Source organism: Streptosporangium sp. NPDC049248 (assembly GCF_040678965.1).
Taxonomy (GTDB): Bacteria; Actinomycetota; Actinomycetes; order Streptosporangiales; family Streptosporangiaceae; genus Streptosporangium; species Streptosporangium fukuiense.
In genome coordinates this window covers 195,166-221,457 of sequence record NZ_JBFAQY010000007.1, presented here as the reverse complement: position 1 = coordinate 221,457, position 26,292 = coordinate 195,166, and the positions used below count along the sequence as shown (strand labels likewise).

Annotated in this window: 25 protein-coding genes, 1 tRNA gene and 2 pseudogenes; 14 read left to right on the top strand and 14 right to left on the bottom strand. The window is 67.6% G+C overall.

The window, feature by feature from the left end; all coding sequences use genetic code 11:
• The first annotated feature begins 306 nt into the window (after positions 1–306).
• Together AB0K21_RS16475 and AB0K21_RS16470 are read left to right on the top strand one after the other, a co-directional pair.
• Positions 307–792, top strand: a complete 486-nt coding sequence (locus AB0K21_RS16475) for a DUF6609 family protein (RefSeq protein ID WP_343964949.1) — start codon at positions 307–309, stop codon at positions 790–792.
• 457 nt (positions 793–1,249) lie between these two features.
• A complete protein-coding gene (locus AB0K21_RS16470; protein ID WP_364150671.1) occupies positions 1,250–1,810 on the top strand; it encodes a GNAT family N-acetyltransferase in 561 nt (186 codons plus the stop codon).
• 168 nt (positions 1,811–1,978) lie between these two features.
• Here the strand turns inward: AB0K21_RS16470 and AB0K21_RS16465 are convergent, their stop codons facing one another.
• Entirely contained in the window at positions 1,979–2,884 is a 906-nt protein-coding gene (locus tag AB0K21_RS16465; protein WP_364150668.1) for a hypothetical protein, read from the bottom strand.
• Between the two features lie 464 nt (positions 2,885–3,348).
• On the opposite strand from AB0K21_RS16465, the gene AB0K21_RS16460 reads away from it, so the two are divergent.
• Positions 3,349–4,575 carry an MFS transporter gene (locus AB0K21_RS16460; RefSeq protein ID WP_364150665.1) on the top strand — a complete coding sequence of 409 codons (1,227 nt, stop codon included), beginning with the start codon at positions 3,349–3,351 and terminating at the stop codon, positions 4,573–4,575.
• 267 nt (positions 4,576–4,842) lie between these two features.
• Here the strand turns inward: AB0K21_RS16460 and AB0K21_RS16455 are convergent, their stop codons facing one another.
• Positions 4,843–6,093: a hypothetical protein gene (locus AB0K21_RS16455; protein ID WP_364150662.1), complete on the bottom strand. Its 1,251-nt coding sequence runs from the start codon at positions 6,091–6,093 to the stop codon at positions 4,843–4,845.
• Positions 6,094–6,439: 346 nt separating this feature from the next.
• Here AB0K21_RS16455 and AB0K21_RS16450 point away from each other — a divergent pair, with 346 nt between their 5' ends.
• From AB0K21_RS16450 to AB0K21_RS16440, 3 genes are all read left to right on the top strand, one after another.
• On the top strand, positions 6,440–6,712 hold the full coding sequence (locus AB0K21_RS16450) for a hypothetical protein (RefSeq protein WP_364150659.1): 273 nt from the start codon (positions 6,440–6,442) through the stop codon (positions 6,710–6,712).
• Positions 6,713–6,814: 102 nt separating this feature from the next.
• Positions 6,815–7,426 (top strand): DUF6461 domain-containing protein, encoded by a 612-nt coding sequence (locus AB0K21_RS16445; RefSeq protein WP_364150656.1) that lies wholly within the window; start codon positions 6,815–6,817, stop codon positions 7,424–7,426.
• 200 nt (positions 7,427–7,626) lie between these two features.
• Positions 7,627–7,803: a hypothetical protein gene (locus tag AB0K21_RS16440; protein ID WP_364150653.1), complete on the top strand. Its 177-nt coding sequence runs from the start codon at positions 7,627–7,629 to the stop codon at positions 7,801–7,803.
• A gap of 165 nt (positions 7,804–7,968) precedes the next feature.
• Here AB0K21_RS16440 and AB0K21_RS16435 read toward each other — a convergent pair whose 3' ends face one another.
• The 3 genes and pseudogenes from AB0K21_RS16435 to AB0K21_RS16425 all read right to left on the bottom strand — a co-directional run bounded on the left by AB0K21_RS16435 (position 7,969) and on the right by AB0K21_RS16425 (position 10,407).
• Positions 7,969–8,664: an NUDIX domain-containing protein gene (locus tag AB0K21_RS16435; RefSeq protein ID WP_364150650.1), complete on the bottom strand. Its 696-nt coding sequence runs from the start codon at positions 8,662–8,664 to the stop codon at positions 7,969–7,971.
• A gap of 206 nt (positions 8,665–8,870) precedes the next feature.
• Positions 8,871–9,011 (bottom strand): annotated as a pseudogene (locus AB0K21_RS16430) (transposase); the annotation flags it as partial.
• 826 nt (positions 9,012–9,837) lie between these two features.
• Positions 9,838–10,407 (bottom strand): hypothetical protein, encoded by a 570-nt coding sequence (locus AB0K21_RS16425; RefSeq protein WP_364150648.1) that lies wholly within the window; start codon positions 10,405–10,407, stop codon positions 9,838–9,840.
• A 316-nt stretch (positions 10,408–10,723) separates the two neighbouring features.
• Here AB0K21_RS16425 and AB0K21_RS16420 point away from each other — a divergent pair, with 316 nt between their 5' ends.
• Positions 10,724–11,029, top strand: coding sequence for a hypothetical protein (locus AB0K21_RS16420; RefSeq protein WP_364150646.1), 306 nt, complete (start codon positions 10,724–10,726; stop codon positions 11,027–11,029).
• 68 nt (positions 11,030–11,097) lie between these two features.
• Positions 11,098–11,358: a hypothetical protein gene (locus AB0K21_RS16415; RefSeq protein WP_364150644.1), complete on the top strand. Its 261-nt coding sequence runs from the start codon at positions 11,098–11,100 to the stop codon at positions 11,356–11,358.
• A gap of 328 nt (positions 11,359–11,686) precedes the next feature.
• Here AB0K21_RS16415 and AB0K21_RS16410 read toward each other — a convergent pair.
• Positions 11,687–11,768 (bottom strand) — tRNA-Tyr (locus AB0K21_RS16410).
• A gap of 472 nt (positions 11,769–12,240) precedes the next feature.
• Here AB0K21_RS16410 and AB0K21_RS16405 point away from each other — a divergent pair.
• Complete coding sequence (locus AB0K21_RS16405) at positions 12,241–12,735, top strand: YajQ family cyclic di-GMP-binding protein (RefSeq protein WP_030925087.1); 495 nt, start codon at positions 12,241–12,243, stop codon at positions 12,733–12,735.
• A 367-nt stretch (positions 12,736–13,102) separates the two neighbouring features.
• Here AB0K21_RS16405 and AB0K21_RS16400 read toward each other — a convergent pair whose 3' ends face one another.
• On the bottom strand, positions 13,103–13,288 hold the full coding sequence (locus tag AB0K21_RS16400) for a hypothetical protein (RefSeq protein WP_364150640.1): 186 nt from the start codon (positions 13,286–13,288) through the stop codon (positions 13,103–13,105).
• Between the two features lie 53 nt (positions 13,289–13,341).
• Here AB0K21_RS16400 and AB0K21_RS16395 point away from each other — a divergent pair, with 53 nt between their 5' ends.
• From AB0K21_RS16395 to AB0K21_RS16380, 4 genes are all read left to right on the top strand, one after another.
• Entirely contained in the window at positions 13,342–13,608 is a 267-nt protein-coding gene (locus AB0K21_RS16395; protein ID WP_364150637.1) for a hypothetical protein, read from the top strand.
• A gap of 130 nt (positions 13,609–13,738) precedes the next feature.
• Positions 13,739–14,728 (top strand): hypothetical protein, encoded by a 990-nt coding sequence (locus AB0K21_RS16390; protein ID WP_343964968.1) that lies wholly within the window; start codon positions 13,739–13,741, stop codon positions 14,726–14,728.
• A gap of 21 nt (positions 14,729–14,749) precedes the next feature.
• Positions 14,750–15,325, top strand: a complete 576-nt coding sequence (locus tag AB0K21_RS16385) for a pyridoxamine 5'-phosphate oxidase family protein (RefSeq protein WP_343964970.1) — start codon at positions 14,750–14,752, stop codon at positions 15,323–15,325.
• 178 nt (positions 15,326–15,503) lie between these two features.
• Entirely contained in the window at positions 15,504–16,382 is an 879-nt protein-coding gene (locus tag AB0K21_RS16380) for a hypothetical protein (RefSeq protein ID WP_364150632.1), read from the top strand.
• A 19-nt stretch (positions 16,383–16,401) separates the two neighbouring features.
• Here AB0K21_RS16380 and htpX read toward each other — a convergent pair whose 3' ends face one another.
• The 7 genes and pseudogenes from htpX to AB0K21_RS16345 all read right to left on the bottom strand — a co-directional run bounded on the left by htpX (position 16,402) and on the right by AB0K21_RS16345 (position 24,609).
• A complete protein-coding gene (gene htpX, locus AB0K21_RS16375; RefSeq protein ID WP_343964975.1) occupies positions 16,402–17,253 on the bottom strand; it encodes a zinc metalloprotease HtpX in 852 nt (283 codons plus the stop codon).
• A 73-nt stretch (positions 17,254–17,326) separates the two neighbouring features.
• Positions 17,327–18,961 (bottom strand): NADH-quinone oxidoreductase subunit N, encoded by a 1,635-nt coding sequence (locus AB0K21_RS16370; protein WP_364150628.1) that lies wholly within the window; start codon positions 18,959–18,961, stop codon positions 17,327–17,329.
• Positions 18,958–20,673 carry an NADH-quinone oxidoreductase subunit M gene (locus AB0K21_RS16365; RefSeq protein ID WP_364150625.1) on the bottom strand — a complete coding sequence of 572 codons (1,716 nt, stop codon included), beginning with the start codon at positions 20,671–20,673 and terminating at the stop codon, positions 18,958–18,960. Before AB0K21_RS16365 ends, AB0K21_RS16370 begins: the two co-directional genes overlap by 4 nt.
• A 162-nt stretch (positions 20,674–20,835) precedes the next feature.
• Complete coding sequence (locus AB0K21_RS16360; protein WP_364150622.1) at positions 20,836–22,749, bottom strand: NADH-quinone oxidoreductase subunit L; 1,914 nt, start codon at positions 22,747–22,749, stop codon at positions 20,836–20,838.
• 284 nt (positions 22,750–23,033) lie between these two features.
• A pseudogene (nuoK, locus tag AB0K21_RS16355) lies at positions 23,034–23,318 on the bottom strand (NADH-quinone oxidoreductase subunit NuoK); the annotation flags it as partial.
• Between the two features lie 2 nt (positions 23,319–23,320).
• Entirely contained in the window at positions 23,321–23,857 is a 537-nt protein-coding gene (locus AB0K21_RS16350) for an NADH-quinone oxidoreductase subunit J (protein WP_343964983.1), read from the bottom strand.
• Positions 23,854–24,609 (bottom strand): NADH-quinone oxidoreductase subunit I, encoded by a 756-nt coding sequence (locus AB0K21_RS16345; protein ID WP_364150619.1) that lies wholly within the window; start codon positions 24,607–24,609, stop codon positions 23,854–23,856. The genes AB0K21_RS16350 and AB0K21_RS16345 overlap by 4 nt, the downstream gene beginning before the upstream one ends.
• A 244-nt stretch (positions 24,610–24,853) precedes the next feature.
• On the opposite strand from AB0K21_RS16345, the gene AB0K21_RS16340 reads away from it, so the two are divergent.
• Positions 24,854–26,254 (top strand): protein kinase, encoded by a 1,401-nt coding sequence (locus AB0K21_RS16340; protein ID WP_364150616.1) that lies wholly within the window; start codon positions 24,854–24,856, stop codon positions 26,252–26,254.
• The last annotated feature ends 38 nt before the right edge of the window (positions 26,255–26,292 follow it).

Sequence of the window (26,292 nt, the reverse complement as noted above, 5' to 3'; positions counted from 1 at the left end):
CTCCCTGTCAGCCCTCCCTGACGCCCAGGTGCGTACGGTGACGCTTCGGGATGTCGATCTCGTCGAGAAGTCGGCCTGGGAGATGCGGCTGTCCGCATCGGCCGGGGCCGTGGTCGAAGTCCCCCGCCGGGCAGCCCAAGTGACTCCGGCCCGCGCCGTACGACCGACGGATCTCGCAGGTGAACGTCAGGCCGACGGCCCCAGCATTGATCACCGTTCTGCGATAATGCCGGATCTTTACCTTTGGGGAAGGTTAGAGCCCGCATGCTGCCAATTGTGGTATCCGTCGCAGATCATCCATATCCGTTGATCCGCGGAGGCGGCCTCTTCCTCGTCTTCGTCGGCCTGGGCTTCCTGGGAAGCTGGGCGTTCAACAAGTACTGGATCCAGTTCCTCATCGGCGGTTTCATCACGGGATTCACCGCGAGCGGCCTCAGCGCGCTGCTTCCGAGCCTCGGCAGCCCGTCGTTCGCGCACATCGCCGGGCTCGTCGGCTCCTTCGTCATCGAGGCGGGCCTGATCTACCTGGTCCTCACGAAGAACAAGGACGCGGACGAGCGGACGCTGATCCTCAGCATCCTTTTCGTCGTCGGCCTGCACTTCCTGCCGATGGGTCTCGCCCACGGCCCGCTGATCACGATCCTGGGCGTCCTGACGGCGATCAACGCGTTCGTCGGACTGCGGCTGGCGCGCGAGGTGCCCACCCCCGTGTTCGGAGTCGTCGACGCGGTGCTCAAGCTCGGCTTCGGCGCCGTGATGCTCTTCGCCTACCCGGCCCTGACCTTCGGCTGACGTCACCCGCGGGTACGGGATCCCGGCCATGACAGGGATCACATGACCTGGAGCCGACGCGCGTACCGGCCGGGCGGGACATCGTCTTCCCGTCCGACCCGGGTGCCGGATCCCCGGTCCCGCTCGATCGTCTGGTAGACGCTGTTCCGCCTCGGTGACGCGCCGGTCGGCCGAGGTGTTTCACCGTACTAAAAGGGTCCCGGAAGCCATCCGGGACCCTTGGGCGTTCTCTGGGTCGCCTTCCGTTCGCGTACCGCCCGGAAAGCCCGGAACGACCCAGGAAAACCCCTTCAAGATCATTGCACGCATATCGGTGGAGTGGTGACATGCGGCCGCTTCCGGCCACCTGCGGACCTCAGGCCCGAACAGCGATCATCCCGTAGCCGGAGCGCCCCCGCCGGAGGCGGAATCGCTGGAGGGTCTCACCTTCCACCGGACGACCTGAGAGAATCGGCCGGTGGTTTCGCTGACGACTGAGCGGCTTCTCCTGCGCGGCTCGAACGAGGACGATATCGATCCGCTCGCCGCGATGAATGCCGACCCGGAGGTCATGCGTTATATAGGCGATGGGTCAGTGTCGCCATTGGATCGCGACCGGACCGCGGCTGGAATCGCCCGTGCGCAACGAGAATGGGAGGAACGCGGCTTCGGCATGCTCTCCGTGGTCGTGCGGGAGACCGGGCAGTTCGCCGGGTGGGTGGCGCTGACGGTGCCGACCTTCCTTCCCGAGATCCTTCCGGCGGTGGAGATCGGGTGGCGTCTGAGTCGCCGACACTGGGGGGTCGGCTACGCCACGGAGGCCGCTGGAGCGCTGCTGCGATTCGGGCTCATCGACTGCGGTCTCGATCGCGTGGTCAGCATCCGGCATGTCGACAACCTTCGCTCCAAGCGAGTCATGGACAAGATCGGTATGCGGTTTGGGCTCGAAACCGTCGTACCTGCGCATGGTCGACCTGTCGCGGTCCACGAGATAACCCGCGCCGATTTCGATGCCTCCGAGATGACGACGGCCTCCTAGTGTCCTGCGCCTGAGATTCGGCAGAGGCGGGCGGCCGCGCAAATCTTGACAAACATACGTTCCAGATCCGGCGAGGATCGTCAGCGGGCGACCGGCGGCATCAGTCCGCCGAACCCGGGCCGGCGCCAGTTGATCAGGCGGCCTCGTGCCGTCGTGGTAGCGGTATCGCTAATCCCTCGAAGGGAAACTCAGGTCGATGAGGGCGCTGGGGCGAGGCAACGTTCCGGTCAGGGAGGACGCAGCGGCGACCAAGGCGGGACGCGGGGCCGAGACATGGCCGGCATGGTCAGCGGCGTGCGAATACTGGCTGAGGACAGCGGCGAGCCGGCCGCCAGAGAGTGGCCAGTTGGTGTGGAGCATGAGGGCCTGGCCGAGGTCGTCGAGGCGAAACTTCCAGCTGATCTTCGTGTTGCCGGCGGCTGTCAGAGATCGGCCGCCGACCACAGCACGAAAGGTGGGTGACACGGCGTGGAGCTGGTTGAACATGATCGCACCCTGGTAGTAGGTGGCCTTCTTTCGCGGGCCGTACTTGGAGGGGCGCTTGGTGGTCGCTTTGGCCAGCAGCGTCTTCAGTGTGGCGGGCTCGAACAGATTGATCGGCTGGTCCCCGTAGGCGGCCGTCGCGGCGCTTCGCGTGCCCGCCTCCACCCACGTCTTACCTTCCGGTATGACCGGTTCGTACAGCTTGCCGGACCGATAGAGCCGCCCGTTGACCGTGATCGAACGGTTGGGCTGTGCCTCCGCGGCCACCTTCTCCGCGTTCCAACGGCCTTCCGCCATCTGGTCCCGCATCCGGCGATGGGGGCGGAGGGTGCGGGTCATGTCGGCAGCACCCACTCCGGCGCCACCGAGGCGGACGGTGCCTCGCTGTTCCACGGCGAAGATCTCCAGATTGTCGGCCAGCAGGCCACCCAGTTCCACCACCCGCACCGCGTGCCGCTTGGCGATCTGCCCTTTGAGAGATACGAGCGGGTCAACGGCGGCCTGGGCAGGCGCGGGCAGGGCAAGCGGTAAGGCGACAATCGAGCTTGCGGTGACAAGGGCTATCCAGAGTCTCCTGCGCGTCTTCGTCATGATCGGGAAGTATCGCAGTCCTCACCGACATCGGCGGTACCTCTTGGCGCCGTGATATCGGCCGCTGACGACGCTTCATCCGCGATGGGCCCGTGTGAAATCGGGACAGGGCGGCTGGCCGGACGGAGGTCCGCACAGGCATCTCCCTGCCACTCGTCGCCCGCGCGGTGCCCGTCGGGCCGTACCGCGTTGTTGTTCTGCGGCCCGGCGCGCCGACTCTGGTCTCGGCCGAGCACGTCAAGACGGTTCGGCTTTTCGCGACCTGGCGCGTACAGATCGAATATGCGACCGCCTTCCTTGTGGCTCGCTGTGGCTCGCTACCCGCGAGGCAGGGTACGACGTGGCCTGCTGCTTCTTCCCCTGGGGAACGCGATGTCAGATCGTCGACCCACCTGTCGTGACCGTCCGGCACAGCGCGAAAACGCGTTGCCGCACATCCCCTCGATCCGTATGGTTTTGCGCTCGTGATCGCAGTGGTGGAGAGGGTCCTGCCTGGCCGGCTGGGGACAGGGTTCAGGTGGTTGCTGGCGTCGAGCTGGCTGACGAATCTCGGTGACGGAGTCGCGGCCGCCGCGGGCCCGCTGCTGATCGCGACGTTGACTCGCGATCCACTGATGATCTCGCTGTCGGCCCTGGTGGGTTGGGCGCCGCCGCTGCTGTTCGGCCTGCATGCGGGCGTGCTGTCGGATCGGTACAACCGGCGTTGGATCGTACTCGTCGCGAACGCGGTGCGGGCCGTGGTGCTGGCGGCGCTCGTCGCGCTCATGATGACCGGCACGGTGACCGTGGTGACGGCGCTGGTGGCGCTCACGCTCCGGTCCATCGCCGAGGTGTTCGCCGACAGCGCGACGACCACGCTGACGCCCATGATGGTCAGCAAGGACGATCTCGTCATCGCCAATGCCCGCCTGGGCACGGGGTTCATCACACTCAATCAGCTCGCCGGGCCGCCGATCGGCGCTGCGCTGTTCGGCCTGGGCTTCACCTGGCCGTTCGCGGGCCAGCTGCTCCTGGTGGCGGCGGGGATCGTCCTGGTCTCCCGGATCACCTTGCCGCCGCACGGCCAGCAGGCCAACGATCCCAAGCCCGACACCGTACGGGAACTCATCGCCGGGTTCAGCTGGACCATCCGGCACGCGGCGGTCCGCACGCTGGCGCTGACGATCCTGATCTTCAACTTCACCTTCGGCGCGGCCTGGTCGGTTCTCGTCCTCTACACCCAGGAGCAGCTCGGCCTCGGCGCCATGGGTTTCGGCCTGATGACCACCATCGGCGGGATCGGCGGCCTGATCGGCACCGGCCTGTACGGGGCCATCACCCGCAGGGTGAGCCTCGGCGCCCTGATGCGGATCGGGCTCATCATCGAAACGTTCACCCACCTGGGCCTGGCCCTGACCCATTCGCCGTGGGTCGCTGGAGGCATCTTCCTGGCCTTCGGCGCGCACGCGTTCATCTGGGGCACGACTTCGGTCACCGTCCGCCAGCGCGCAGTCCCGAGCGAACTGCAGGGCCGGGTGGGCAGCGTCAACACCGTCTGCGTCTACGCCGGTCTGGTGGTCGGCTCGCTGATCGGCGGTTTCCTGGCCACCCACTTCGGTGTCGCGGCGCCGTTCTGGTTCGCCTTCGCCGGCTCCGCGGTGTTCGTGGTGCTGCTGTGGCGGCAGCTCATGCTCATCGCCCACCACGACTGAGGCCTTGGAGGCGCGACCAGCCGGCATCACTCCCGGCTGCCCCGGATGTCCACTCCGCTACCGTCCCGACGATGCTCGGCCACCTCAACCTGCGGACCACCCAGGGCTAAGTCAATCCTTCCGACTCCGGCTTCCATGACGAAGTCGAATCCGAGGAGACTCTCGCCCGCGGTGAGAGACCCGGGAACCTGATCATCAACCATGACCACCACCGGCTCACCGGCCCTGCCGCCGCGCAGACCGAGACCCGCCTGGCGGAGCCGGCCCTCACCTCTCCCGGCTCCTGTAGGTGGCCCGCAGGTCAATCAGCTTCTCCCTGGCCACCTCGTCCAAGGCCCGGCGCTGATCCGGGTCCTCCTTCCAGGTGGCCTCCGCGCACAAGACCCTGGCCGCCTCGTGCGGTTCGGCGTCGCGCACCACGTACCAGACGGTGTCGCCACAGCCGCGCCTGTCATGATCGTGGCGCAGGACCGTTACGATGCCGGAGACGAGGATCTGCCTGGTCCACGGGTTCCTGGCCAGAACCTGCCGATCCACTGTCAGCCCGCCGTCCATGAGCTCGCCGCCGAGCATGTCGTCCTCCCACCGCCACACGCGGCGGCTGACACCCGGTGGTACATACAGGGCGCCACGGCCCTCGACGGGTACAGAGAACGTCTGCGTGCCGCCGCGGCACAACTCCTTGGCGATGCGCTCGCCGTCGGCGTACTCGCGCAGCCGATCCTCGCCTAGGTTTTGCCTGGGCAACGAGCGCCGCCGCGCCTGCTCGGCGTAGTAGCGGTCGATCAGCGGATCCTTGAACCGCCCCACACGCGCCCGCGGCGGGGTGCAGGAGGCCAGGGTAAGGTCCGCACCGTCCTCGATGTCGACCCCGGCCGCGCGCAGCAACTCGTGAACGGTGACGCCCTTGCCCTCGGCCTTGCGGCGCGACCTACGCAGCCAGCCGTCGAAGGTGTCCAGGTCCGGGTCCGCGCGCAGTGACACCCAGTCCTCCACCGCCGAAACCGGCACCGGCACCTCCCGCCGCGCCGGCGGTTGCACGAGCTGCTCGGGCTCGAGGTCGATCGAGTAGTACAGAACCCCGCGCGCAATATAGGAGAACGGCGCCGCGTGCGTGATCGGGTCGAAGACATCCCGGATCGGCCAGAATCTCAGCAGCCATGCCTCCTCGCACTCACCCGTGGCATGCCCGTCGCCCGGCTCGGGCTCACGCAGGTACATATCCACGTCGTACTCGAAACGCGGCGGCCCGATCAGGAAGTCATGCCCCCTGCCGTCCATCATCGAGACGATCGCGACCACACCACTCTCCGCGACGAACGCCGTCGAACTGACCGGCGTCCACGAGGCATCCGCGGGCCCCGGCTCGGCGTCCCAGGACTCCAGCCGCACGGCCGCGACGAAGTGGTAGATCTCGTCGGTGGGAGAGCTCCACGCCGGCAGGTCGGCGCCGTCCAGCCCGAACGTGTTGTACTCGACGTAGACCTCGTCGTCGAGCCTCCGCAGCAGCTGTGCCATGTCAACGCCTTCGCCTTGTCGGTGATCATCCTGGCTTGGCGGAGTATGGCCCACCGCACTGACAATCCGTGCCGCGCCGCACACATCTTGATCGTGAACGCTTCAGGCCGCGGAAAATGATCGCCTATGAATCGTCCGATACGAGGAAGCCTCGGGACGGCCCTCGCCGGCTCCGACGCATCCCATTCCCGTTTCGACCCTGACCTCTGCGAACGACCCAGCATGGCCGAGTTCCTTCCACCGGCTCAATGAGGAACGATCCGTCTTCGGCGTCGAACTTCCGTCGGAGTAATTCGAGGTCGTCCGTGGCGCACGGGATGGCACGGCTCGCGCCGGTATGGCGGCGGTGGGCCAGCGGTCGGCGCGTTCGTTTGGTACGGCTACGGCCCGGGCCGCCGCCGACCGGGACCGCCCCCAGGCCGCAGGCCCGGTCGGCGGGCGGCGGAGGGCCAGGTACGGCGGCGCGGCGCGGCGCGCCCTGCTCCTCAACGGCAAGGCGGCGGCTGCGAACACGATCCAGCGTAAGCGGGCCGTCTTCTACAACGCCCTTCAATACGCGGTGGAGCTGGAGGAACTGCCCGCGAACCCGGTGAAGGTCGCCGTGGGCTTCCCCTCGTAGCCATCCCCCTCAAGATCGAAGAGCCGACAATCGAGCAAGGCGACCCGTAACAATCTTTGAGGGGGTATTCCGCCGGATGCCCTCTCCTTCCGAGAGGCGGCCATGCAGTCACCGACCTACCTGCACGACCTTCTGGCTTCGACCCTCTTCACCGAGGGGCTCGACGGCGACATGGATCTGTGGGCGCTGGGATTCAGCGCCATCTGGATCAAGGGCGCGGACCTTGACGCCCTCGCCCCGATCTACCAGCTGGACCTCTCTACCCGCACCCCGTGCTACCTGAATGAGATCCTTGACCAGAACATCGACGACGAATCCCTCTGGATCGCCGAGGTCGGGGACTGGATCAGCATCGTGCCGGCGACCGCTGAACGCGAGCACCTGTTGTCCATCACCGCGGGCGGCCGCGAGGCCTTCGGCCTCAGCATGGACATCAGTAACAGGGACTATCTCCATTACGCCCGCGACGGGCGCCTGGTGACCTCCTTCAGCCCCTCCCAGCCGGAGTTACGCTTCGGCGACGCCCCGTACGCGCTCGATCACCTGATGGACGGCCTGCGCTTCCAGATCAGCGCTGATGACGTCTTCGATGATCGCGTGGACCGGGAGGAGAGCGTCAGCTCGGCCTTGGCGCTGATCGGGCGCTTCACAGGAACCGATATCGCCGCCGACTGGTTCGAGGCACAGCACTCCTGCATCAGCCCCACCTCCTGACGGTCCACGCTCAGCCCGCGCGGCACCTCGCCGACGCGTCGGCAGGCTGTATCCATTCGCGGCGGTCCCGGCGGTCACCCAGGCCGCCTCACCGTGGGCGAGCGACCGATCCAGCACGTGCCCGACGGGTTCGGCCCGGTCGCGCAACTCGATCAGGGGCAGATCGACGCCAACGGCCGGCATTTGCCGACCTGCTGCTGGTGGCAGAAGGTGCGCAGGCCCGGATCGCGGCCTGGCTCAACGCGGGTGTCTCGGCTCCCGACATGGCGGAACGGGCCGGGCACAGCGTGGATGTCCTCTTGCGGGTCTACGCCAAGTGCCTCGACGGTCGCAAGGAAGCAGCCAACGAGCGAATCGGTGACGCGCTCACCGCATGACATGCCTGCCGTACGACCAGGACCTCTCGGCTACGTGTGGCCCTTCGCCTCGCTACGGGCACCAGGCCCCAGAGCCCACTACGATTACCGGCACTCCAACACGTTGCGCAACACCTTCAACCGGATGCTCAGCCGCCTGTCTCACTGCCTGCAAAACCGCAAGGCCTACGACGAGCTCGCCGCCTTCCCCCATCGTCGATCGATGCGACTCAGCCAAGCGTCCTGAGCATCGGCCAACCGCTTGGCCAGCGGTATCGGGACGAAGCGGCACGCGAACTCAAGGCCGGCGTCCTCGCCATCGCCACGAACATGGTGCTGCCATGCATCAGCGCTGTCTGGGCGGGCCGTGAGCTGGAAGAACGTTGTCTGCCGCAGCTGCCCGTCATCGGCACGCGGCCTGTTGTCCACCGCGATGGGCCCGATGATGGAGACTTCGGTCAAGCCGGTCTCTTCTGCGACTTCTCGCAGAACAGCCTGTTCCAGACTTTCATCCGGCCGGACCCCTCCCGCCGGCACCTGAGTACCGGCGTCGGGCGAACCGACGTGATCGAAGACAAGAAGTTCCGGGGTGGATCGGTAGCGGATGACGTAGGCGGCGACGCGGATTCGCGGTCGAGACACCCCTCCATCATTCCAGAAAACGATCTTTACGCTATTCGCCAGAGCCGGGAGCTTGACACTCCACGCAGATCGGATGTCCGCGTAGGCTGAGCCGACGAGGACGTGCACCACACCCTCGAGATTCTCGAACTCATCGGGGTTCAGCCACACCTCACGTTGCCAGGATGGGCTCGCAAGTGCGACGACCGCGGGGACGCCATGCAGGCGGTACTGAGGAAACTCGATGCCGTGATCGATCACCTGTCGAGGGCACCGAGGAGCTGATCACCAGGGTCCGCCCTAGCGGTTTTCAAAAGGGCTATGTTCCGAGGAAGAAGAGTAGCCCTGAGCAGGGCAGAAGTCTCCTTCCTGGCGCCTTCCGTAGAAGATCATCCCGCGCATACTCCGTGCGTTTGATTGGATGGGCCAGTTCTTTCTGCTCGGACTCCGCCGGCTCCGTGGTCCCGTCACCGTTGCCGTGCTGGGTGGCGAGCCGGTCCCATGTGCATCCAGTTGTGCAGCGTGTAGGGGTTGATTCCCAGGTCCTGCGCGACCTGCGCGACGGGCTTGCCGGTCTCCTTAACGATGTGTAACGCGCCAGCCCGAAACTCCGGATCAAACCCGGCGCCTCTTGCTTGCCACGACCCAACCTTCTCTCAGATTCGGGTCTCCACGCTATGCGGGGAAGCCCGATGCCGACCTTGCTTAACCTGCAAAGATTTGATCACTATGACTGATTCCTTCGCCTTCATCCTCTTCATGGTCCCTATTTGGTGGCCGCTGATAGTGATCCTGACGGTTGGGCTGACGGTACACACCGCCGCCACCCTCCTCCGAAGAGGCCAACGACGCATGTGGACTGTGTGGATAGAGGATAGTGCCATCGCGGCTTGTGTTGCGGTGGCGATCTACGGGGCCGGATACTTCATGGGCGGTTTCTTCTACCGCGATCCGGAGGATCCGTGTATGGCTCACGGGTACGGTTACTCGAGTTCCGCGCGAGAGCCGTCGAGCTTGTGGCCACTGAGCAATCCCCTGTGCACATCCGACAGCGGGGTCGTTGACCTAGTGCCCGCATTCGTCAATCCCGCCATCTATGTCTCCATCAGCCTGTTTGTGGCCTGCACTATTGCCGCTGTAGCAGCCGGGCGGGCCTCTTCCCGGAGAAGCGGTAACTGACTTCAACACCCGTACGCGTTAGGCGGAGGTGGTTACTGATACGGGCTTTCATGCTGAGAGTGGGTGCGGGAATCGAACCTACGCTGTCAGCTTGGGAATCATCTACTGACCTTGCTGCCCTGAGCACGGAAAACAGGGGTGCAGGTCAGGGCGGGTCGAGTCCCCGTGAGTCCCCCTTGTTCTCTCTCCTGACGGGCACGACATCCGGACTCGAAGTGCTCCGTGGTAGATCCGGCCCTGTCCCTCTTATGACTGCTAATCAGCCCCCTGCTGAAGGATCGGTCGCCAGAACTGGAACTTGTAGATATCGGCTCGGTAGATGTCGCGAGGAAAGTCGGTTTCCCGATCATTCTCCAATGTCTTGTGCTGTGCCCGAACGAGCCAGGTGGCATCCCGGTGACCCAGGTCAAAAACCTCATGCACGCCCCACTCGCTGTTGTAGAACCCCCTGAGCTGAATCTTTCCCGACCGGAGGAAGATCTCGCCGGTCCATGAGTGGTCCCAAGCCGATTCAGGTGTGGGAGGTTGATCACTCCATAGTTCAAGCCGGACATCCGCTGTGATGTCCCGGGGAGTATCACAGACCAGAGCATTGGGGCCGACCTCGATCCAGTCCTCATACCGCCCCCATTCCTGCTCCCACGGGGCCATCTCCTCACCGTTGATGGCCGCACCGTCGATTACCATCCAACGCCCGGGATCGTCATGGACCTCCTCCAGCAGATACGCGATGAGTTCTCCCATCAGCCTTAGCCTCTTCTCGGTTTGATTCGTGTGGATCGACCGGTATGCCTCAACGTGGATTGAAGCAGGAAGGGACGACAATTCCTGATTATCGATACGCGAGCCTGTACCGTCAGGGGATGAGGTATCCGGTGGGTCGGGACTGAGGAACGAGGTCCCGAACCGTCGATCGCCCCCAGCCCCCTACGGAGATCAGCCACCGCCAGGCGATCATAAGGGCTGTAGTCCAACGGGCCGGGTCTGGAGATCCCCTTCCCCGCGTGCGATCATCGACTCATGACGTTGATCAGAAAGGGCCATGCCGCGTAGGCGCCCTTCGGGGGTTCGCGCACGAGAATCGGTGTGCGCAACCCACAGAGCTTCGATTCATCAGGTTCCCGGCCTCGGGCGCCGGCCCATGGCGGCGGTGATCACGCTGGAGCACACACGGATGCGACCGGGCACGGTGGCCGAGGCATTGCTGGCCTGGACGCAGGCGGTCCTTCCCGGCAGCGTCGACCGAATCGGCCCCGGCTGCATATGTCCTGAGTGCTGCGGAGACGTACCACGCCGGCGACTCGAACAGGCGCTCATCGCCTTGCCGCGCTGGGCTAAGCCGTACCTGTACGGCTTGATTCTTCCTATCGACAGGCGGTTTCTCGCCCGAACGTCGCTGAACCCGCATGCCTCGCCCGAATGGCCGTGGTGGCAACAGCGGCGTTGAACATTGAGGACGGCTTATCCGTCAGTAGGCGACGGCGTGGCCCTGGTGCGGCGCGCCGCGCCGCCGCCTTGACGGCCTACACCGAGGTCTGGCAGGAGGCACGGGCACTCGCCCTCACTCCGACTCAGGTCGCCTCTCCCCTCGCCCGACGACTGTACGACCTGAGGCACGTGGCGGTCTCGCTCTGGCTCAACGCGGTCGTCTCCGCTCCCGCCGTGGCCGAGCGGGCGGGCCATGGCGTGGACGTCCTGCTGAGGGTCTACGCCAAGTGCCTCGACGGACAGAAAGAGAACGCCAACAAGCGGATCAGTGATGCGCTGACCGCATGAGACGCACGCCGCATGATCAGGGTCCCGGACACCACCGGGACCCTTCGGCGTTCCAGGGCCGGTTCTCGCCCGTACGGCATCCGGAAAGCCCGATGCCACCTGGGAAAACAGCCTCAAGATCATTGCGCGTATATTGCGCGACCGCCGACACAGGGCCGCTCAGAGCGGCATACTGACGATCAAAGGTGGACGTTACACGAAGGCTATCTATCACTGCAGGTCAGCGGCATGATCGCGTATCACGCCGAGCTTTCAGATTCAGTACGGCTGCATGGCCCGGAAAAGCAAAAGAGCCCCTCGCGGGGCTCTGAGCTGGGAAAATCCTGTGTGGCAGGTGCAGGACTTGAACCTGCGTAGGCTGAGCCGACGGTTTTACAGACCGCTCCCTTTGACCACTCGGGCAACCTGCCGCGTCCTCCGCGTACCGCGGCGACAGGAAAAGAATAGCGGACTTCCAGGGGTGACGTGACATCCGCGGAAGGCACCCCCCGATAGATGGGCGCACTGGGACTTTTGGGGCGGGTGTTGTCGCTCGCGGCGGTCTTGAGCGGGGAGGGAGAGACAGGAGAGACACTGCGATACGGGCGTGCCAGGGGGTTCGGCTGCGGGCACCGGGCGGGTGAGGCGGGTGGGCCGGGGGTGAACTGAGGGAGAGCCGGCCGTGGGGTGGGATGACGGAGCGGGATGGCGGGGTTGGACGACACGCTGAGGGCGAGGCGGGACACACTGCCGCCCCAGCATTGACAGGAGATGCTGGCTAGGCTGATCCGTTACGTACGCGTCTACCGAACCGGCTCGCGGACGCCGCCGCGGTTCGTGGGCCGTGATGTTCGGAAGCCGGGCAGTGAGTGATAGTTCCAGCAGTTCAAAGGGGATTGGGCTTTGGCGGATTCATCGTTCGACATCGTTAGCAAGATCGATCATCAGGAGGCCGACAACGCGCTGAACCAGACGGTCAAGGAGGTCGGGCACCGGTTCGACTTCAAGGGTACCGGCGCGACGATCGCCTGGTCGGGTGGCCAGAAGGCCGTCGAGATCAGGGCCAACAGCGAGGAGCGCGCCAACGCGGTCCTCGACGTGTTCAAGGACAAGCTGATCAAGCGCGGCCTGTCGCTCAAGATTCTTGACGCGGACGAGCCCAAGCTGTCCGGCAAGGAGTACCGCCTTCTGATCACCCTCAAGGAGGGCATCGACCAGGAACAGGCCAAGAAGATCTCGAAGATCATCCGGGATGAGGGGCCCAAGGGGGTCAAGGCCCAGATCCAGGGTGATGAGCTGCGGGTGAGTTCCAAGAAGAGGGACGAACTGCAGGAGGTCATCGCCCTTCTCAAGGGCAAGGACCTGGAGGTCGCCCTCCAGTTCACCAACTACCGGTAGACCGAGGGCCGGGCGGAACTGTGACTCGCACGGTTACCGCCCTCCACTCTCGGACGCACGCTGCCGGGAGTGGAGTCGACGACAGGCGCTTCGGGCCACTCTCCTCCGGACGTGTTCAAAGCGATCACGAGGCTTGAGTGGCCCAGAGCCACCGGTATCGGATGGTCTCGCGACAGAACGACTTCCTGCTCCGAAAACGCAACGTCGCTCGACCATGCTCAGCGGGTGCCCGCGACGGTTCCAGCGATGGACGGCACTGGAGCCCGCTCTGGCACGCACCCTTCAGAACGATTTCCTGCTTCCGAAAACGCGCCGCCAAGCTCGCCCCATGCTCAGCGGGTTCCAGCGAGGACGAGACCGGAGACCTTCAGGCCGAGGCGAGCTGACGGCCCAGGCGTCTGATGGTCTCCGCGGCGAGCAGGGTGTGGCCTCGCATCGAAGCATGGATCATGTCTGAGCTGTACGTCGAGATGTCGGCGCAGGCGGGGTGGCTCCACATGTCGACGACCAGCGCGCCGTGCCTGGCGGAGACCGCGCTCACCCGCTCGTTCAACCAGCGGTGTGGGCCTGAGCGCCTCAAGCTGGGGGATGGCCGAGGCGATGTTCATGAGGCGGGTGCGGAGTTCGACGCGCGGCCTGGCCGGATCCCCGATCTGCTGGCCCGGGCACGCCGCGACCGGCTGCGCCTGTACGAGCAGACCGTCCGGGACGCCCAGCAACTCGGCCGGCTCGACGCGGAGGTCGACCCGGCCCAGCCGACATTCGAACTCGGCCGCGCTGCTGCTCGACGACACCTTGGCGTACGACCGTTCGCGCACCGGGATCCGTGCCCGGCTGCGCGCCCTGGCCACCCGGCCGGAAGAGGTTCCCTGACGACTCCGCAGCGAGGCCCGGTCCGGGTTACCTGAAATGCCAGTGGCCGAGAACCGGCCCAGGTCCACCCTTCCGCACGCAACTTTTCCCGCCGGATCCCCATCTATCAGGGGGACGGAAGGAAACACCGATGAGACCCTCACGCGGATTCGCCGTACTCGCAGTCGCCGCCGTTGCGGCCACCGGCATGATCGCCACTCCGGCAGCGGCGACGCCGGACAACCCGGCCAGGTACGCCTGGCTGAAGAGCTGCCCCCGGGGAGACGGCAGCGTCCCCTGCGGTTCGTGGATGCTGACCCTGCGCAGTGGGAGGACCGTCAAGCTGCCCGGCGCGCAGGTCCACCCCAGGTCCGCAGATGGCAAGGTGGACAGGACCACCAGCAACTCGATCTCCGTCAGCAACGACGGCCGCTTCGTGAACTACTTCAAGGGCGGCGAACTCGTCGTCCGTGAAGTGAGCAGCGGAAAGGTCCGCCCGCTGCCGGGCGGTACCGCGAGCCTGCCCAAGGGGATCGGCCAGAGCGACGTGGACACGACGCTCTCTCCTGACGGCTCGGCCATCGTGGTCGACTACTACGACACCGCGAACAGGCTGCCGACCCTGGTCGTCAACCTGAAGACCGGCGAGACGGCCAAGCTGCCGCCGAAGAACAGCCTGATGGGTTTCAGCCCCAGCGGGAAATACCTGCTCACCTCCCGGTTCACCGAGGACAACATCACCGAGTTCACGGTCTTCGACGCCGAGGGCAACAGGACGGCGAGCCAGGTCATCCCGCAGATCGTGTCCAACAACGCGCCTGTCGCACTGGCCGACGACGGGAACACCGTGGCCCTGGTCATCTCCAGCGAGTCGAGCAGGCCCCGCCTGCGTACCTATGACCTGTCCGCTGACACCGTCTCCGAGGCGATCGGAATCGGCATGCCCAAGGACGAGACCGCACAGCGTCTCTCCTGGGACGCGGCCGGCTCGCTCACCCTCTGGACCAGCCGCAGCGACCAGGAGGGCGAGTTGGACTCCGCCGTGAAGCGGACGCTGAACGCCGAGACCGGGAGCACTCGCAAGCTGGACTCCTTCAGGCTCAGGAAGAATGTGTGGGTCTGGTGGCTGCCCGGCGAGTGACGGCGAACTATCTTCGCTTTCATGGGGAAAATTCACGACAAGATCAATGACCGGCTGCGCGAGTTCATCAGAGCGCAGCCGGTCTATTTCGTGGCGACGGCTCCCGAGCAGGGCGGTCACGTCAACATGTCCCCCAAGGGATACGCCGACACCTTCGCCGTTCTCGACGACACCACCGTCGCCTACCTGGACCTGGACGGCAGCGGGGTGGAGACCATCTCCCACCTCCGCCAGAACGGCCGGATCACAGTGATGTTCTGCGCCTTCTCCGGCCCTCCCAACATTCTTCGCCTGTACGGCACCGGCCGGGTCGTCGTACCGGAGAGTCCCGACTTCGCCACACTGATCAAGAACTTCGGCCCGCACCCGGGTGTGCGATCGATCATCGTCGTCGACTGCGACCGCATCGCCGACTCCTGCGGCTTCTCCGTGCCGTTCATGTCCTTCGACAGTGACCGGACGCTGCTGGACGAGTGGGCGGGCCGCAAGGATGTCCAGGAGCGGCGCGCCTACCGGGCGAAGAAGAACCGCGAGAGCATCGACGGCATCCCCGGCCTCTCCTCCGAGGAGACCGACCCGGTCACCCAGCACTCCTGACAGCGCCGATCCTTTCGCCCTGTTCCGATGAGGTTTCCGGCCTTTCTCCGAGGTCGGATGACACCCACGACGGCACCGCTGGTCAGCCTTGACCGAGGCGTACAGTAGCCGGTACGTAACGGACGCCCCCCGAATGTCCGGAAGACTCGGGGGGTCCTCAGTGGGGTTGTTCCGCCGCTTGAGTGTTTGCGTCGTCGTGGTCGTCGTGGTCATGGGGACGGGCGTCCCCGCCCGGGCCGGGGGCGCGAGGTCTCCGGTCCGGTACGCGGGGCTCGACGGGTGCGTCTGTGCTCCGTGGAAGCTCTGGGTACGCGGCGGCAGGGTGGTCAGCCTCACCGACGCCCGGGTGTTCTCCCAGGACAGGCAACGGGCTCCGCTGGCTCTGTCGCCCAACGGCAGATATGTCACCTATTTCCAGCGCGGCGACGGGGCGCTGGTGATACGGGAGATGGCGACCGGCGAGATACGCGCGGTGCCCGGCGTGAAGTGGTCGAGCGCCATGCGCGCGGCGCGGATCGAGCTCTCTCCCGGCGGGCGGTACGTGGTGCTGGGCATCCGGTGGGGGCACCGGATCCTGGACACGTACAGCGGTGAGAGTGTTCCGGTGCCGCCGGGGCTGCGGCCGTGGAGCTTCAGTCCCGACGCGAGGTTCGTGCTGGTGGTGGATGACTCGTTCCAGGCGGGGATCTACTCGATGTCGCCCTTCGCCGAGTGGGGACGCGTCCCGGTGGGAGGCGCGCTCGGTCCCGACGGGAAGACCGTGGCCCACTTCACGGCGCGTGACGCGGGGGTCGGCCTGTGGGACGTGTCCGCGGGCAGCGCGCTGAGGCGCGGTCCCATCCCGGTACCCCGGGGCAGCACCTCCACCAGGCTGCGCTGGAACGGCAAGGGCCTCCTCGACCTGCAGACGGTCACCCCGCGCAGGTTGAGGAGAGGGGGAGGCACTCGCTACGACTGGTATCGGGTCGCCCCGGAGTCGGGCCGGACGGAGCGGATCGGCGGCTTCGCCGTGCCCGGCTCCGTCCACAACCCGATCATCACCGGTCTGACGCCCTGACCCGCCTCATCCGGCGGGGTCAGCGGCGGTACCCGGCCATGCGCTCCAGGCGGGCGACGCGCTCGGCGGTGGGCGGGTGGGTGGAGAACATCCGGCCGATCCCCGCGCCGCGGAAGGGGTTGGCGATCATCAGGTGGGAGGCGGAGGCGATCCGGCTGTTCTCCGGGAGGGGCAGATGGCGGGTGCCCATCTCGATCTTTCTCAGTGCCGAGGCGAGCGCCAGCGGATCGCCGGTCAGCCGAGCGCCCGACTCGTCCGCCTGGTACTCGCGGGAGCGGGAGATGGCCATCTGGATCATCCCGGCCGCGACCGGGCCCAGCACGATCATGAGGAGTGCGCCGATGAATCCGGGCCCCTCGTCGTCGTCCCCGCCGCCGAAGAACAGCCCGACGTAGCCCAGATAGGTGATCATGGTGGCGAGCGCTCCGGCCACCGAGGAGATCAGGATGTCGCGGTTGTAGACGTGGGAGAGCTCGTGCCCGATGACACCGCGCAGCTCGCGCTCGTCGAGTATCTGGGTGATCCCGTAGGTGACGCAGACGGCGGCGTTACGAGGGTTGCGTCCCGTCGCAAAGGCGTTGGGCTGCATGGTCGGCGAGACGTAGAGCCGGGGCATGGGCTGGCGTGCCTCTGTGGAGAGCTCACGCACGATCCGGTAGAGCAGCGGCTGCTCGACCTCACTCACCGGCCGGGCGCGCATGGCCGACAGCGCGATGCGGTCGGAGAAGAAATAGGCGGCACCGTTGGTCACCAGCGCGACCAGAACCGCGATCTGCACGCCTGCGCCGCCTCCGAACCACGCCCCCACCGCGATGATCACCGCGGACAGTGCGCCGAGAAGGACCGCGGTACGCAGACCGTTGTGGTGCACTACACCCCCCTTTCGGTTGATGCCGATTCACCTGTGACAACGTTTCCAGCCAGGACAAACGTTCCCAGGTGTTTCAGCCCACGGCGATGAGTGCTCCGGGGACGAGGTCGAGGACCAGTTGGGGGGCGACCGAGAACGCGACCGCGACGATTCCGGCCACCGCGATCGCCACACCGGCGGGCAGCCAACCGGCGGCGTGGCCGGCCGTTTCCGTGCCCTCGGCGGCCGGGGTGAAGATCCGCACCACCCAGCCGATGTAGTAGTAGAGGCCCGCGACCGTGTTGACCGCCATCACCACGGCCAGCCAGCCGCCGTCACCGCCGAGGAGCTCCCGGAACACCACGATCTTGGCGAAGAGCCCGGCCAGCCCCGGGGGCAGGCCCGCCAGGCAGATCAGGAAGAAGGCCAGTGCCGGCCCGGCCGCCGGGTTCCGGAACGCCAGGCCCCGGTAGTCGTCCAACTCCCCCCTGCCGGAACGCCTCGACACCAGTGCGACCACGGCGAACGCCCCGAGGTTCATCGCCGCGTAGAAGACCAGGTAGGCGATCGAAGCGTTCACCGCCTCGCCGCGCCCGGTGCCGAGGGGAGCGAGGATGTAGCCCGACTGGGCGACGGACGACCAGGCGAGCAGCCGCACGGCATGGCGCTGGCGCATGGCCAGGAGGTTGCCCACGGTCATGGTGAGCGCGGCGATGATCGTGATCAGCGGAACCCAGACGGCGCCCTGGCCGCCCAGGGCGACGAGCAGGATGAGGATCAGTCCGGCGAACCCGGCCGCCTTGGAGATGACGGAGAGCAGGGCCGCGACGGGAATGGGCGCGCCCTGGTAGACATCGCCCGCCCACGCGTGGAACGGCACCGCCGCGATCTTGAAGGCGAACCCGGCGAGGACCAGCACCATCGCCACGGTGACCACGGCGGGCAGGTCGTAGCCGATCTCCAGCGAGGAACTGTAGGCGGTGTCGGCACCGTCCAGGACGAGTCTCAGTCCTGGCGCCCCGAAAACGCGCTGCTGCAGAGCCTGGGCGATCCGGTCGAGGTAGACGGTCCCGGTCGTCCCGTACAGCAGGGAGACCCCGAAGAGCATCACCGCCGTGGAGACCACGGAGACCAGGAAGAGCTTGACCGCGGCCTCTGAGCTCCGGCCGTCGTAGCGTCTGAGCGCGGTGAGCGCGAACACCGGCAGCGAGACGAGCTCCAGGGCGACCACCAGCATGATCAGGTCACGGGAGGCGGGCAGCGCGACGGCACCCGCCAGCGTGCAGAGCAGCAGGAAGTACCACTCTCCGACGGGGATGTCCCCGAAGGCGAGCTCTGCCGCCGAGAGCAGCACCACGACGATTCCGGCCGCCAGTGCAAGTCCCGCGAAGACCAGGGTGAAGTCGTCGACCACGAACGAGCACGGCGCCGCGGCGGCCGGGGTCGCCGTCTGTTCGGTGCTCAGGGGGGCGATGGCGCCGATCACCGCGTGGGGGGAGCCGAGCAGTCCTTCCGGCACGCAGAAGGTCCGTAGCGGGTCTCCGGTGCGCAGTGCCTGCGAGACCACCACCGCCAGGGCACCGATCACCCCTGCCAGGGTGACCGCGCCGAGCGCCGGCCGGGCGAACGGCCTGCGGGGCAGGAAGGCGTCCAGGAGCAGCACCAGCCCGGCGGTGAGGGCGAGGATCAGCGGCGGCGCGACCGCGTAGTAGTCGATCGACTGGATCACGGTGCCCCCACCAGGGTTCGGACCACCGGATCGGTGAGCAGGAGGAGCGCCTTGGGCCAGAGCCCGAACAGTAGGATCAGCGCGATCAGCGGCACCCAGGCGGCCAGTTCGTGGCCCATGACGTCGGGCATCCGCGGCCTGCCCGCGCTCGCCGCTCCCGGCGGGTGCGTGCCTCCGCCGGCCGCGGCCGTCGCGGCCGCGGGGAGGTCCTCCGCCCCGCCCGCCCTGGATCCGAGGGCGTCGTCCTCGGATCCGGTCGGGCCCGTGGAGGGGAGAGCGTCCGGGGTGGCCGCGGCGAGGAGCGGGACGTGGACGGTCTCGGTGCTCCGGCCGTGGGTGACGCGGGAGAGCATGAGCAGGAAGTAGGCGGCGGTCAGCACGGTGCCGAGACCTCCGAGGGCCATGAAGACCAGGTAGAGGGAGCCGGACAGGCCCGTGGCCGGTTCGAAGGCGCCGAGGAGGGCCAGCATCTCACCCCAGAAACCCGCCAGCCCCGGCAACCCGAGTGAGGCGACACAGGCGAAGGTGAGCAGGGAACCGAGGTGGGGAAGGCGGGTCAGCATGCCGCCACCGAGGGCGGGCATGTCCGAGGTGCCGTAGCGCTCCTTGATCGCCCCCGCGACGAAGAACAGCAGGGCGGTGATCAGGCCGTGGGCGATGTTGCCGAACAGCGCGCCGTTGATCCCGACGGGGGTCAGCGTGGCGAACCCGAGGAGCACGAAACCCATGTGACCGACCGAGGAGTAGGCGATCATCCTTTTGAGGTCGCGCTGGGCGAGGCAGGCCAACGAGCCGTAGATGATGCCGACCACCGCGAAGGCTCCGAGCCAGGGGGCCACGGCGGCGGCCCCGTCGGGCAGGACCGGGATCGCGATTCTGGCGAAACCGTAGGTGCCCATCTTGAGCAGCACCCCCGCCAGGAGCACCGAGCCGACGGTGGGCGCCTCGGTGTGGGCGTCGGGCAGCCAGGTGTGCAGCGGCCACATCGGGGTTTTGACCGCGAGACCGATGCCGACGGCCAGGAAGGCGATGATCTGCACCGAGCGGGACATGCCCGTCCCCCGCGCCTGGGCCAGAGCGGTCATGTCCAGAGTGCCGGTCTGCGACCAGATGATCAGTAGGCCGAGCAGCAGGACCACCGAGCCCAGCAGGGTGTAGAGGATGAACTTGATCGCCGCCGCCCGGCGGGCACGTCCTCCCCAGAGGGCGATCACGAAGTACATCGGGATGAGGACGACCTCGAAGAACACGAAGAACAGCAGCAGGTCGAGCGCGAGGAACGTGCCGATCATGCCCACTTCGAGGACGAGCAGCGTGAACACCAGTGCCCGTGGCCGGTCACCGCCGCGTCCGGGGCTCAGTAACTGCCCGGGGCCGTCGGCGCGGCCCCGGCACAGGTAGACGAAGCAGAGAAAGGTCAGCAGCGTGGTCAGCACGACCAGCGGCAGTGAGATCCCGTCCACGCCGAGGTGGAACCTGAGGTCCAGGCCGGGGATCCAGGCCAGGTCGGTCACGAACTGCACGCGGGCGGCGTCACCGTGGTCGAACGCGGCGGCCAGCACCACCGACAGTGCGAAGGTGACCCCGGAGACGGCCGGCCCGTGCACCCTGAGCAGCCGATCCCTTGCCGCCGTATCCGCCCCGGACGGCACGAGCAGCACGCCTGCTCCGGCGAGCGGCACGCCGAGAAGTGCGATCAGGAGCCAGCTCATGGCGCGGCCACCTCACAGGAATTCGGCCCCGGATTCGGCTCTGGGTTCGCTTCCAGGTTCGGCACTGAGTTCGGTCGCCGGGGAGAGGTCAACGGCGCGTCACCGCCAGACGGGTGGAGAGCGGCACGGCGGCGTCCACGCCGCCCCGGGGGGACAGAGAGCTCACCCGAAGATCACCGCCCCGGCCGCGATCAGGAGGACGCCCGCCAGCAGGCCGGTGACGTAGAGCTGGGCGTTGCCGTTCTGCACCAGGCGGACCAGCCCCGCCAGTCTCAGGGTCGTCCGGCCCGAGCCGCGTACCGTGCCGTCCACCACGCGGTTGTCCGTGCGGACGACGAGGCGCGCGAGGAGCAGCACGGGCCGGACGAGGAGCCCGGTGTAGACGGAGTCGACGTAGAAGGCCCGCTCGCAGGGGACGCGGAAGGGGCCGAGCATGCGGGCCGGGTCGGTCTGGGGCGCGGAGCGCCACACCGCGTAGACCGCCCCCGCGCCCAGCAGTGCCACCGTGAGGCTGAGGGCGGCGGTGCCCCAGTGGACGTCGCCGATGCGGGCGAAGCCGAGGAGCAGGGCCGGAACGGCCAGCACGACGATGGGCCAGTGCATGCTGGCCGGCACCTCATGTACTGCAGGTACGGCGGCGTGGGCCTCGCCCGCCACGGGCTCGGGCCGCGAGGCACGCTGCCCGAAGAAGGTGCGCAGCCACGCGCGGGTGGCGTAGGCGCCGGTCACCGCGATCGTGGCGAGGGCGCAGCCGTAGAGCAGGAGGGCCGCGGCATCGGTCAGCGGGCCCGCGGACAGGGAGTGCTCGATGCCCGTCAGCATCTCGTCCTTGCTGAAGAAGCCACTGGCCGGAGGCAGGCCCATCAGGGCGGCGAAGCCGATCGTCATCGCGGCGAAGGTGACCGGAAGCCCCCTGCGGAGACCTCCCATCGTGCTCATCAGGTTGGAGCCGACCGCGTGGATCACCGCTCCGGCGCAGAGGAAGAGCAGTGCCTTGAAAGCCCCGTGGGTGATCAGGTGGAAGATCGCGGCGTCCCGTGAGCCCGCGGCCAGGGCACCCGCCATGTAGGCGAGCTGGCTGATCGTGGAGTAGGCGAGGACACGCTTGAGATCGTCCTGGGCCAGGGCGGCGAGGGCCGCGCCGAGCATGCCGAGGGCGGCCAGGACCGCGAGCACGTCCAGGGTGGGCCGGGCGCCGAGGAAGGCGGGATAGAGCCGGGCGACGACGAAGATCCCGGCGGCGACCATGGTGGCCGCGTGGATGAGGGCGCTGATCGGTGTCGGTCCTGCCATCGCGTCGGGGAGCCAGACGTGCAGCGGAACCTGGGCGCTCTTGCCCGCGACCCCGGCCAGCAGCAGCATGGTGGCGGCGATGAGGGTGCCGGACGACATCTCGGGGACCCCGGCGATGACGTCGGCGATCCTGAAGCTGCCGGCCGCCGTCCCGAGGACGAAGATGCCGAACAGGAAGCCGACGTCGCCGATCCGGGTGACGAGGAACGCCTTGATCGCCGCTCGCGAGTTGGCCCGCTCCTCCCACCAGTGCCCGACCAGCAGGTACGAGCACAGGCCCATGATCTCCCAGCCCACGTAGAGGACCAGGAGGTCCGCCGCGTAGACGACCAGCAGCATGGCGCTGGTGAACAGGCTGATGAAGGAGCTGTAGGACGGGTAGCGCCGGTCACCGCGCAGGTAGCCGATGGAGTAGACCTGCACGGCCAGCGCGACCACGGTGACCAGCACCGCGATCGACGCGGCGAGGCCGTCGACGAGCAACCCGACCGAGATCGGCACCGACCCCGTCTCGATGACGGTGAACGTCGCGGTGCCGCCGTCGGCCGCGCCCTGGCCGGTGGCCGCCCAGGTGGCGTAGGCCAGCCAGATCGCCAGGACGGTGGAGATCGCGGTGGGCAGCACGGCGATCCAGGCGGCCCGGCGGTCGGCGCCGGCGTTGAGGTCCGTGCCGGGGTTGCGGGACGTCGCGCCGCGAAGCCCTCGGGGGAGGCGGGAGCCGAGAAGCCCGGTGGCCGCGGCGAGGAAGGGCAGCAGGATGACCAGCGAGGCGACAGTGATCATGACGCGTCACCCGGCCTGGCGTCTGTCTCGGATCCGGCGGGAAACCGGGATCGCCGCGTGCGGGTCGCGGCCCGGGCGGGGCCCCGGGGCAGGTTTCGGATCTCGGCCGGGGTCTGCTCCGGGTGCTGGGTCCGAGGTGGGGGGTGGGCACCGGCCTCGCCGGGGAGTGCCGCCCCGGCGGGATCGGCGGATCCGGGGTCGGTGGGCCGGCTGCCATCGGGTCCGGGGTCGACCGGTCCGGGGTTCGTGGCCCCGGGGTCGGTGGGCTCGGACAGGGAACGGAGGCGGTCGAGGTCGATGGTCCGGCGGTTGCGATAGAGCGCGAGAACGATCGCGAGACCGAGACCGACCTCGGCGGCGGCGATCACGATGACGAACAGGGTGAGCACCTGCCCGCTGTGCAGTCGGTCGCGCAACCAGACGTCGAAGACGACCAGGTTGAGGTTGACGGCGTTGAGCATGAGCTCGACGGACATCAGCACCAGGATCGTGTTGCGCCGGGCGAGCACGCCGTACACGCCGATGGAGAAGAGCAGTGCCGAGACGACCAGGGGGTAGACGACGTGCACCTTCACTCCCTCCCGCGGATGTCGGTGCGGGACAGGACGATGGCGCCGATCAGCGCCGCCAGCAGCAGGACCGAGAGCACTTCGAACGGGAGCACCCAGTTGCGGAAGATGGCGGCGCCGAGTTCCCCGGCCGAACCGCCGCCGGGTTCAAGCGGGACGTAGGCCATCCGGAAGCCGTCGACGACGACGGTGACCAGCACGGCCGCGGTGGCGATCGCCACGATCACGGCGGCCGGCCGGTTCGAACTGTCGAGGTCGGCGCTCCTGCCGATCGGAGCGCGGGTGAGCATGATGCCGAACAGCAGCAGGACGACGATCGCGCCGACGTAGATCAGCACCTGGACCCAGGCGACGAACTCGGCGGTGAGGACCAGGTAGCACCCGGCCAGCGCGCCGAAGCAGACCACCAGCCACAGGGCGGCATGGACGAGTTGTCTGGTGGTCACGGTAAGCAGCGCCGACCCGACGGCCACCGCGCCCAGCAGGAGGAAGACGATCTCCTGCCCGGTCGGCGACAGATAGGACGGCGCCTCGGTCACGTCTCCTCCTCGGGCTCTCCACTCGGATCCGTGGCAGAAGTCTGCTCCGGCGGTGCCGCCTTCGGAGGAACGTCATCCCCACCTGTGGATAACTTCCCGGCGGACGACTCGCCTGTGGACGGGGTGTCCTTCTTCGGGAGCGCACCCGGCGGCCGGATGGCCCGGACGCTCGCGTGTCCCGCCGAGGGGCCTGTCCTGGGCGGCCTGCCGGGTGGCGGAACCCGCCGCGCGGGTGGCTCCTCGGGAGCTCCCGGAGCCTCGGGCGCGGGAGCCGCAGGAGCCTTGGGGGCCGGCGCGGGACGGGGGCGGACCGGGCGGGAGGTGGCCGCCAGTTCCTTCGGCGGCTCGGCGCCCGGCTCGTGGGCCGGGGGCGGCGGAACGGTCTGGGCCCAGGCGGCCAGCCTCTCCTTCTCGTGAAGGAGGTTGCGGATGTCACCCTCGGCGTACTCGAACTCCGGAGACCAGAACAGCGCGTCGAACGGGCAGACCTCGATGCAGATCCCGCAGTACATGCAGAGGGAGAAGTCGATCGCGAACCGGTCGAGCATGTTGCGGGCGCGGGGGCGGCCCCCCTCGGGGGCGGGAAGGGTCTCCTTGTGGGAGTCGATGTAGATGCACCAGTCGGGGCACTCGCGGGCGCAGAGCATGCACACCGTGCAGTTCTCCTCGACCAGCGCGATCACCCCCCTGCTCCTCGGGGGCAGATCCGGCCGGACTTCGGGGTACTGCTGAGTCACCGATCTGCTCAGCATGTGGCGAAGGGTGACGGAGAGTCCCTTCACCAACCCCACTCCTGGTATCCGTGCCACAACTCAACATCATGACGCACAGTGGGGCGCTCGGGAATGCGGTAGGCCCTCCGGACCGCCATGGCAGGGGAACTCACGTTATCCACAGAAGTTATCCACAGACTGTGTGTTCGATAATCAGCCCCCAACCGCCAGGTCGACGGAGAAGAGACTGCGGGGATCCTGAAAAAATCGTATTGTTCGGCACATGTCCCACCAGTACGGACCGGCCTGGCAGCCGCGACCACCGGCACGATCCAACACCGCGTGGAGCGTGGTGTGGGCGCTGGTCCCCCTGTTGACCTGCGGCGTAGGCACGCCGTTCGTCATCGGACACGCCGCGCGCCGGCTGCGGAGCCCGCTGCTGGCCCTCGCCGCCACCCTCTACGCCCTCGGCATCGGCACCTTCGTGATCTCCGCTGGAATCTACGGGAGCTCCGATCTCATCCCGGTCTGGCTGGACACCATCGGGTTGATCGGCCTGTTCGGCAGCTGGCTCGGCGGACTGGGCCACGCGTTGATCCTCAGGGGGGAGGTGTTCCGGCAGCGGCCGCTCCAGGAGTTCCGCCCGGGACCGCCACCGGAGTACGCCCGCCCGCCCTACCAGACCGGCCCCACGGTGGCCTCGGTCCAGCACCCGCCGCAGCGGCGCCCGGTGCCCGCGCAGCACGACGGATACCAGCAGGCGCAGCATCATCAGCGTGACGACCGACCGCCCCAGTACGTGCAGAACCAGCTCACACAGGGCCAGTTCACGCAGGGTCGGTTCACGCAGGGCCCGCCCACCCATGCCGCACAGGGACAGCACCCCCAAAGCCCTCAGCACACCCCGGCCCCCCAGGGCTGGCTGGGGCCCTACCGCCTGATCGGCAGCCTGGGGAAGGGCGGGCAGGGAACGGTCCACCTCGCGCTCACCCCGCAGGGGCAGAAAGTCGCGATCAAGGTGCTGCACGAGCACTTCAACGGCAATCAAATGGTCAGGGAGCGATTCCTGCGGGAGGTGGAGGCGACGCGCAAGGTGGCGACGTTCTCCACGGCCCGGGTGCTGGACGTGAACATCAACGAGGACCAGGCGTACGTGGTCAGCGAGTACGTGGAGGGCGTCTCCCTGGAGCAGCTGGTCCGCGACAAGGGGCCGCGCGACGAGGACGGGCTGACCCGGCTGGCCCTGGCCACGGCGGGCGCGCTGGCCGCGATCCACCGGGCCGGCGTGGTGCACCGGGATTTCAAACCGGCCAACGTGCTGATCGGCGCCGACGGACCCCGCGTGATCGACTTCGGCATCGCCCGGGCCCTCGACCAGGTCACCGCGACATCGGGCAACATCATGGGCACCCCCGCCTACATGTCGCCCGAGCAGCTCGCGGGCGAGGCGGTCGGCCCGGAGACCGACGTGTTCAGCTGGGCCTCGACAATGATCTTCGCCGCCTCCGGCCGGGTGGCCTTCGGCGAGGACACCATCCCGGCGATCCTGAACCGGGTGATCAATCACCAGCCGGACCTGACGGCCCTGCCCCGGTCACTGCGCCCGCTGGCCGCGGCCTGCCTGGACAAGCAGCCCCGCAACCGGCCCACGGCCTCCGACATCATGCTGCGGATCGTGCAGTAAGAATCCCCCACGGGGATCCCGCCGTCAACGACCACCTC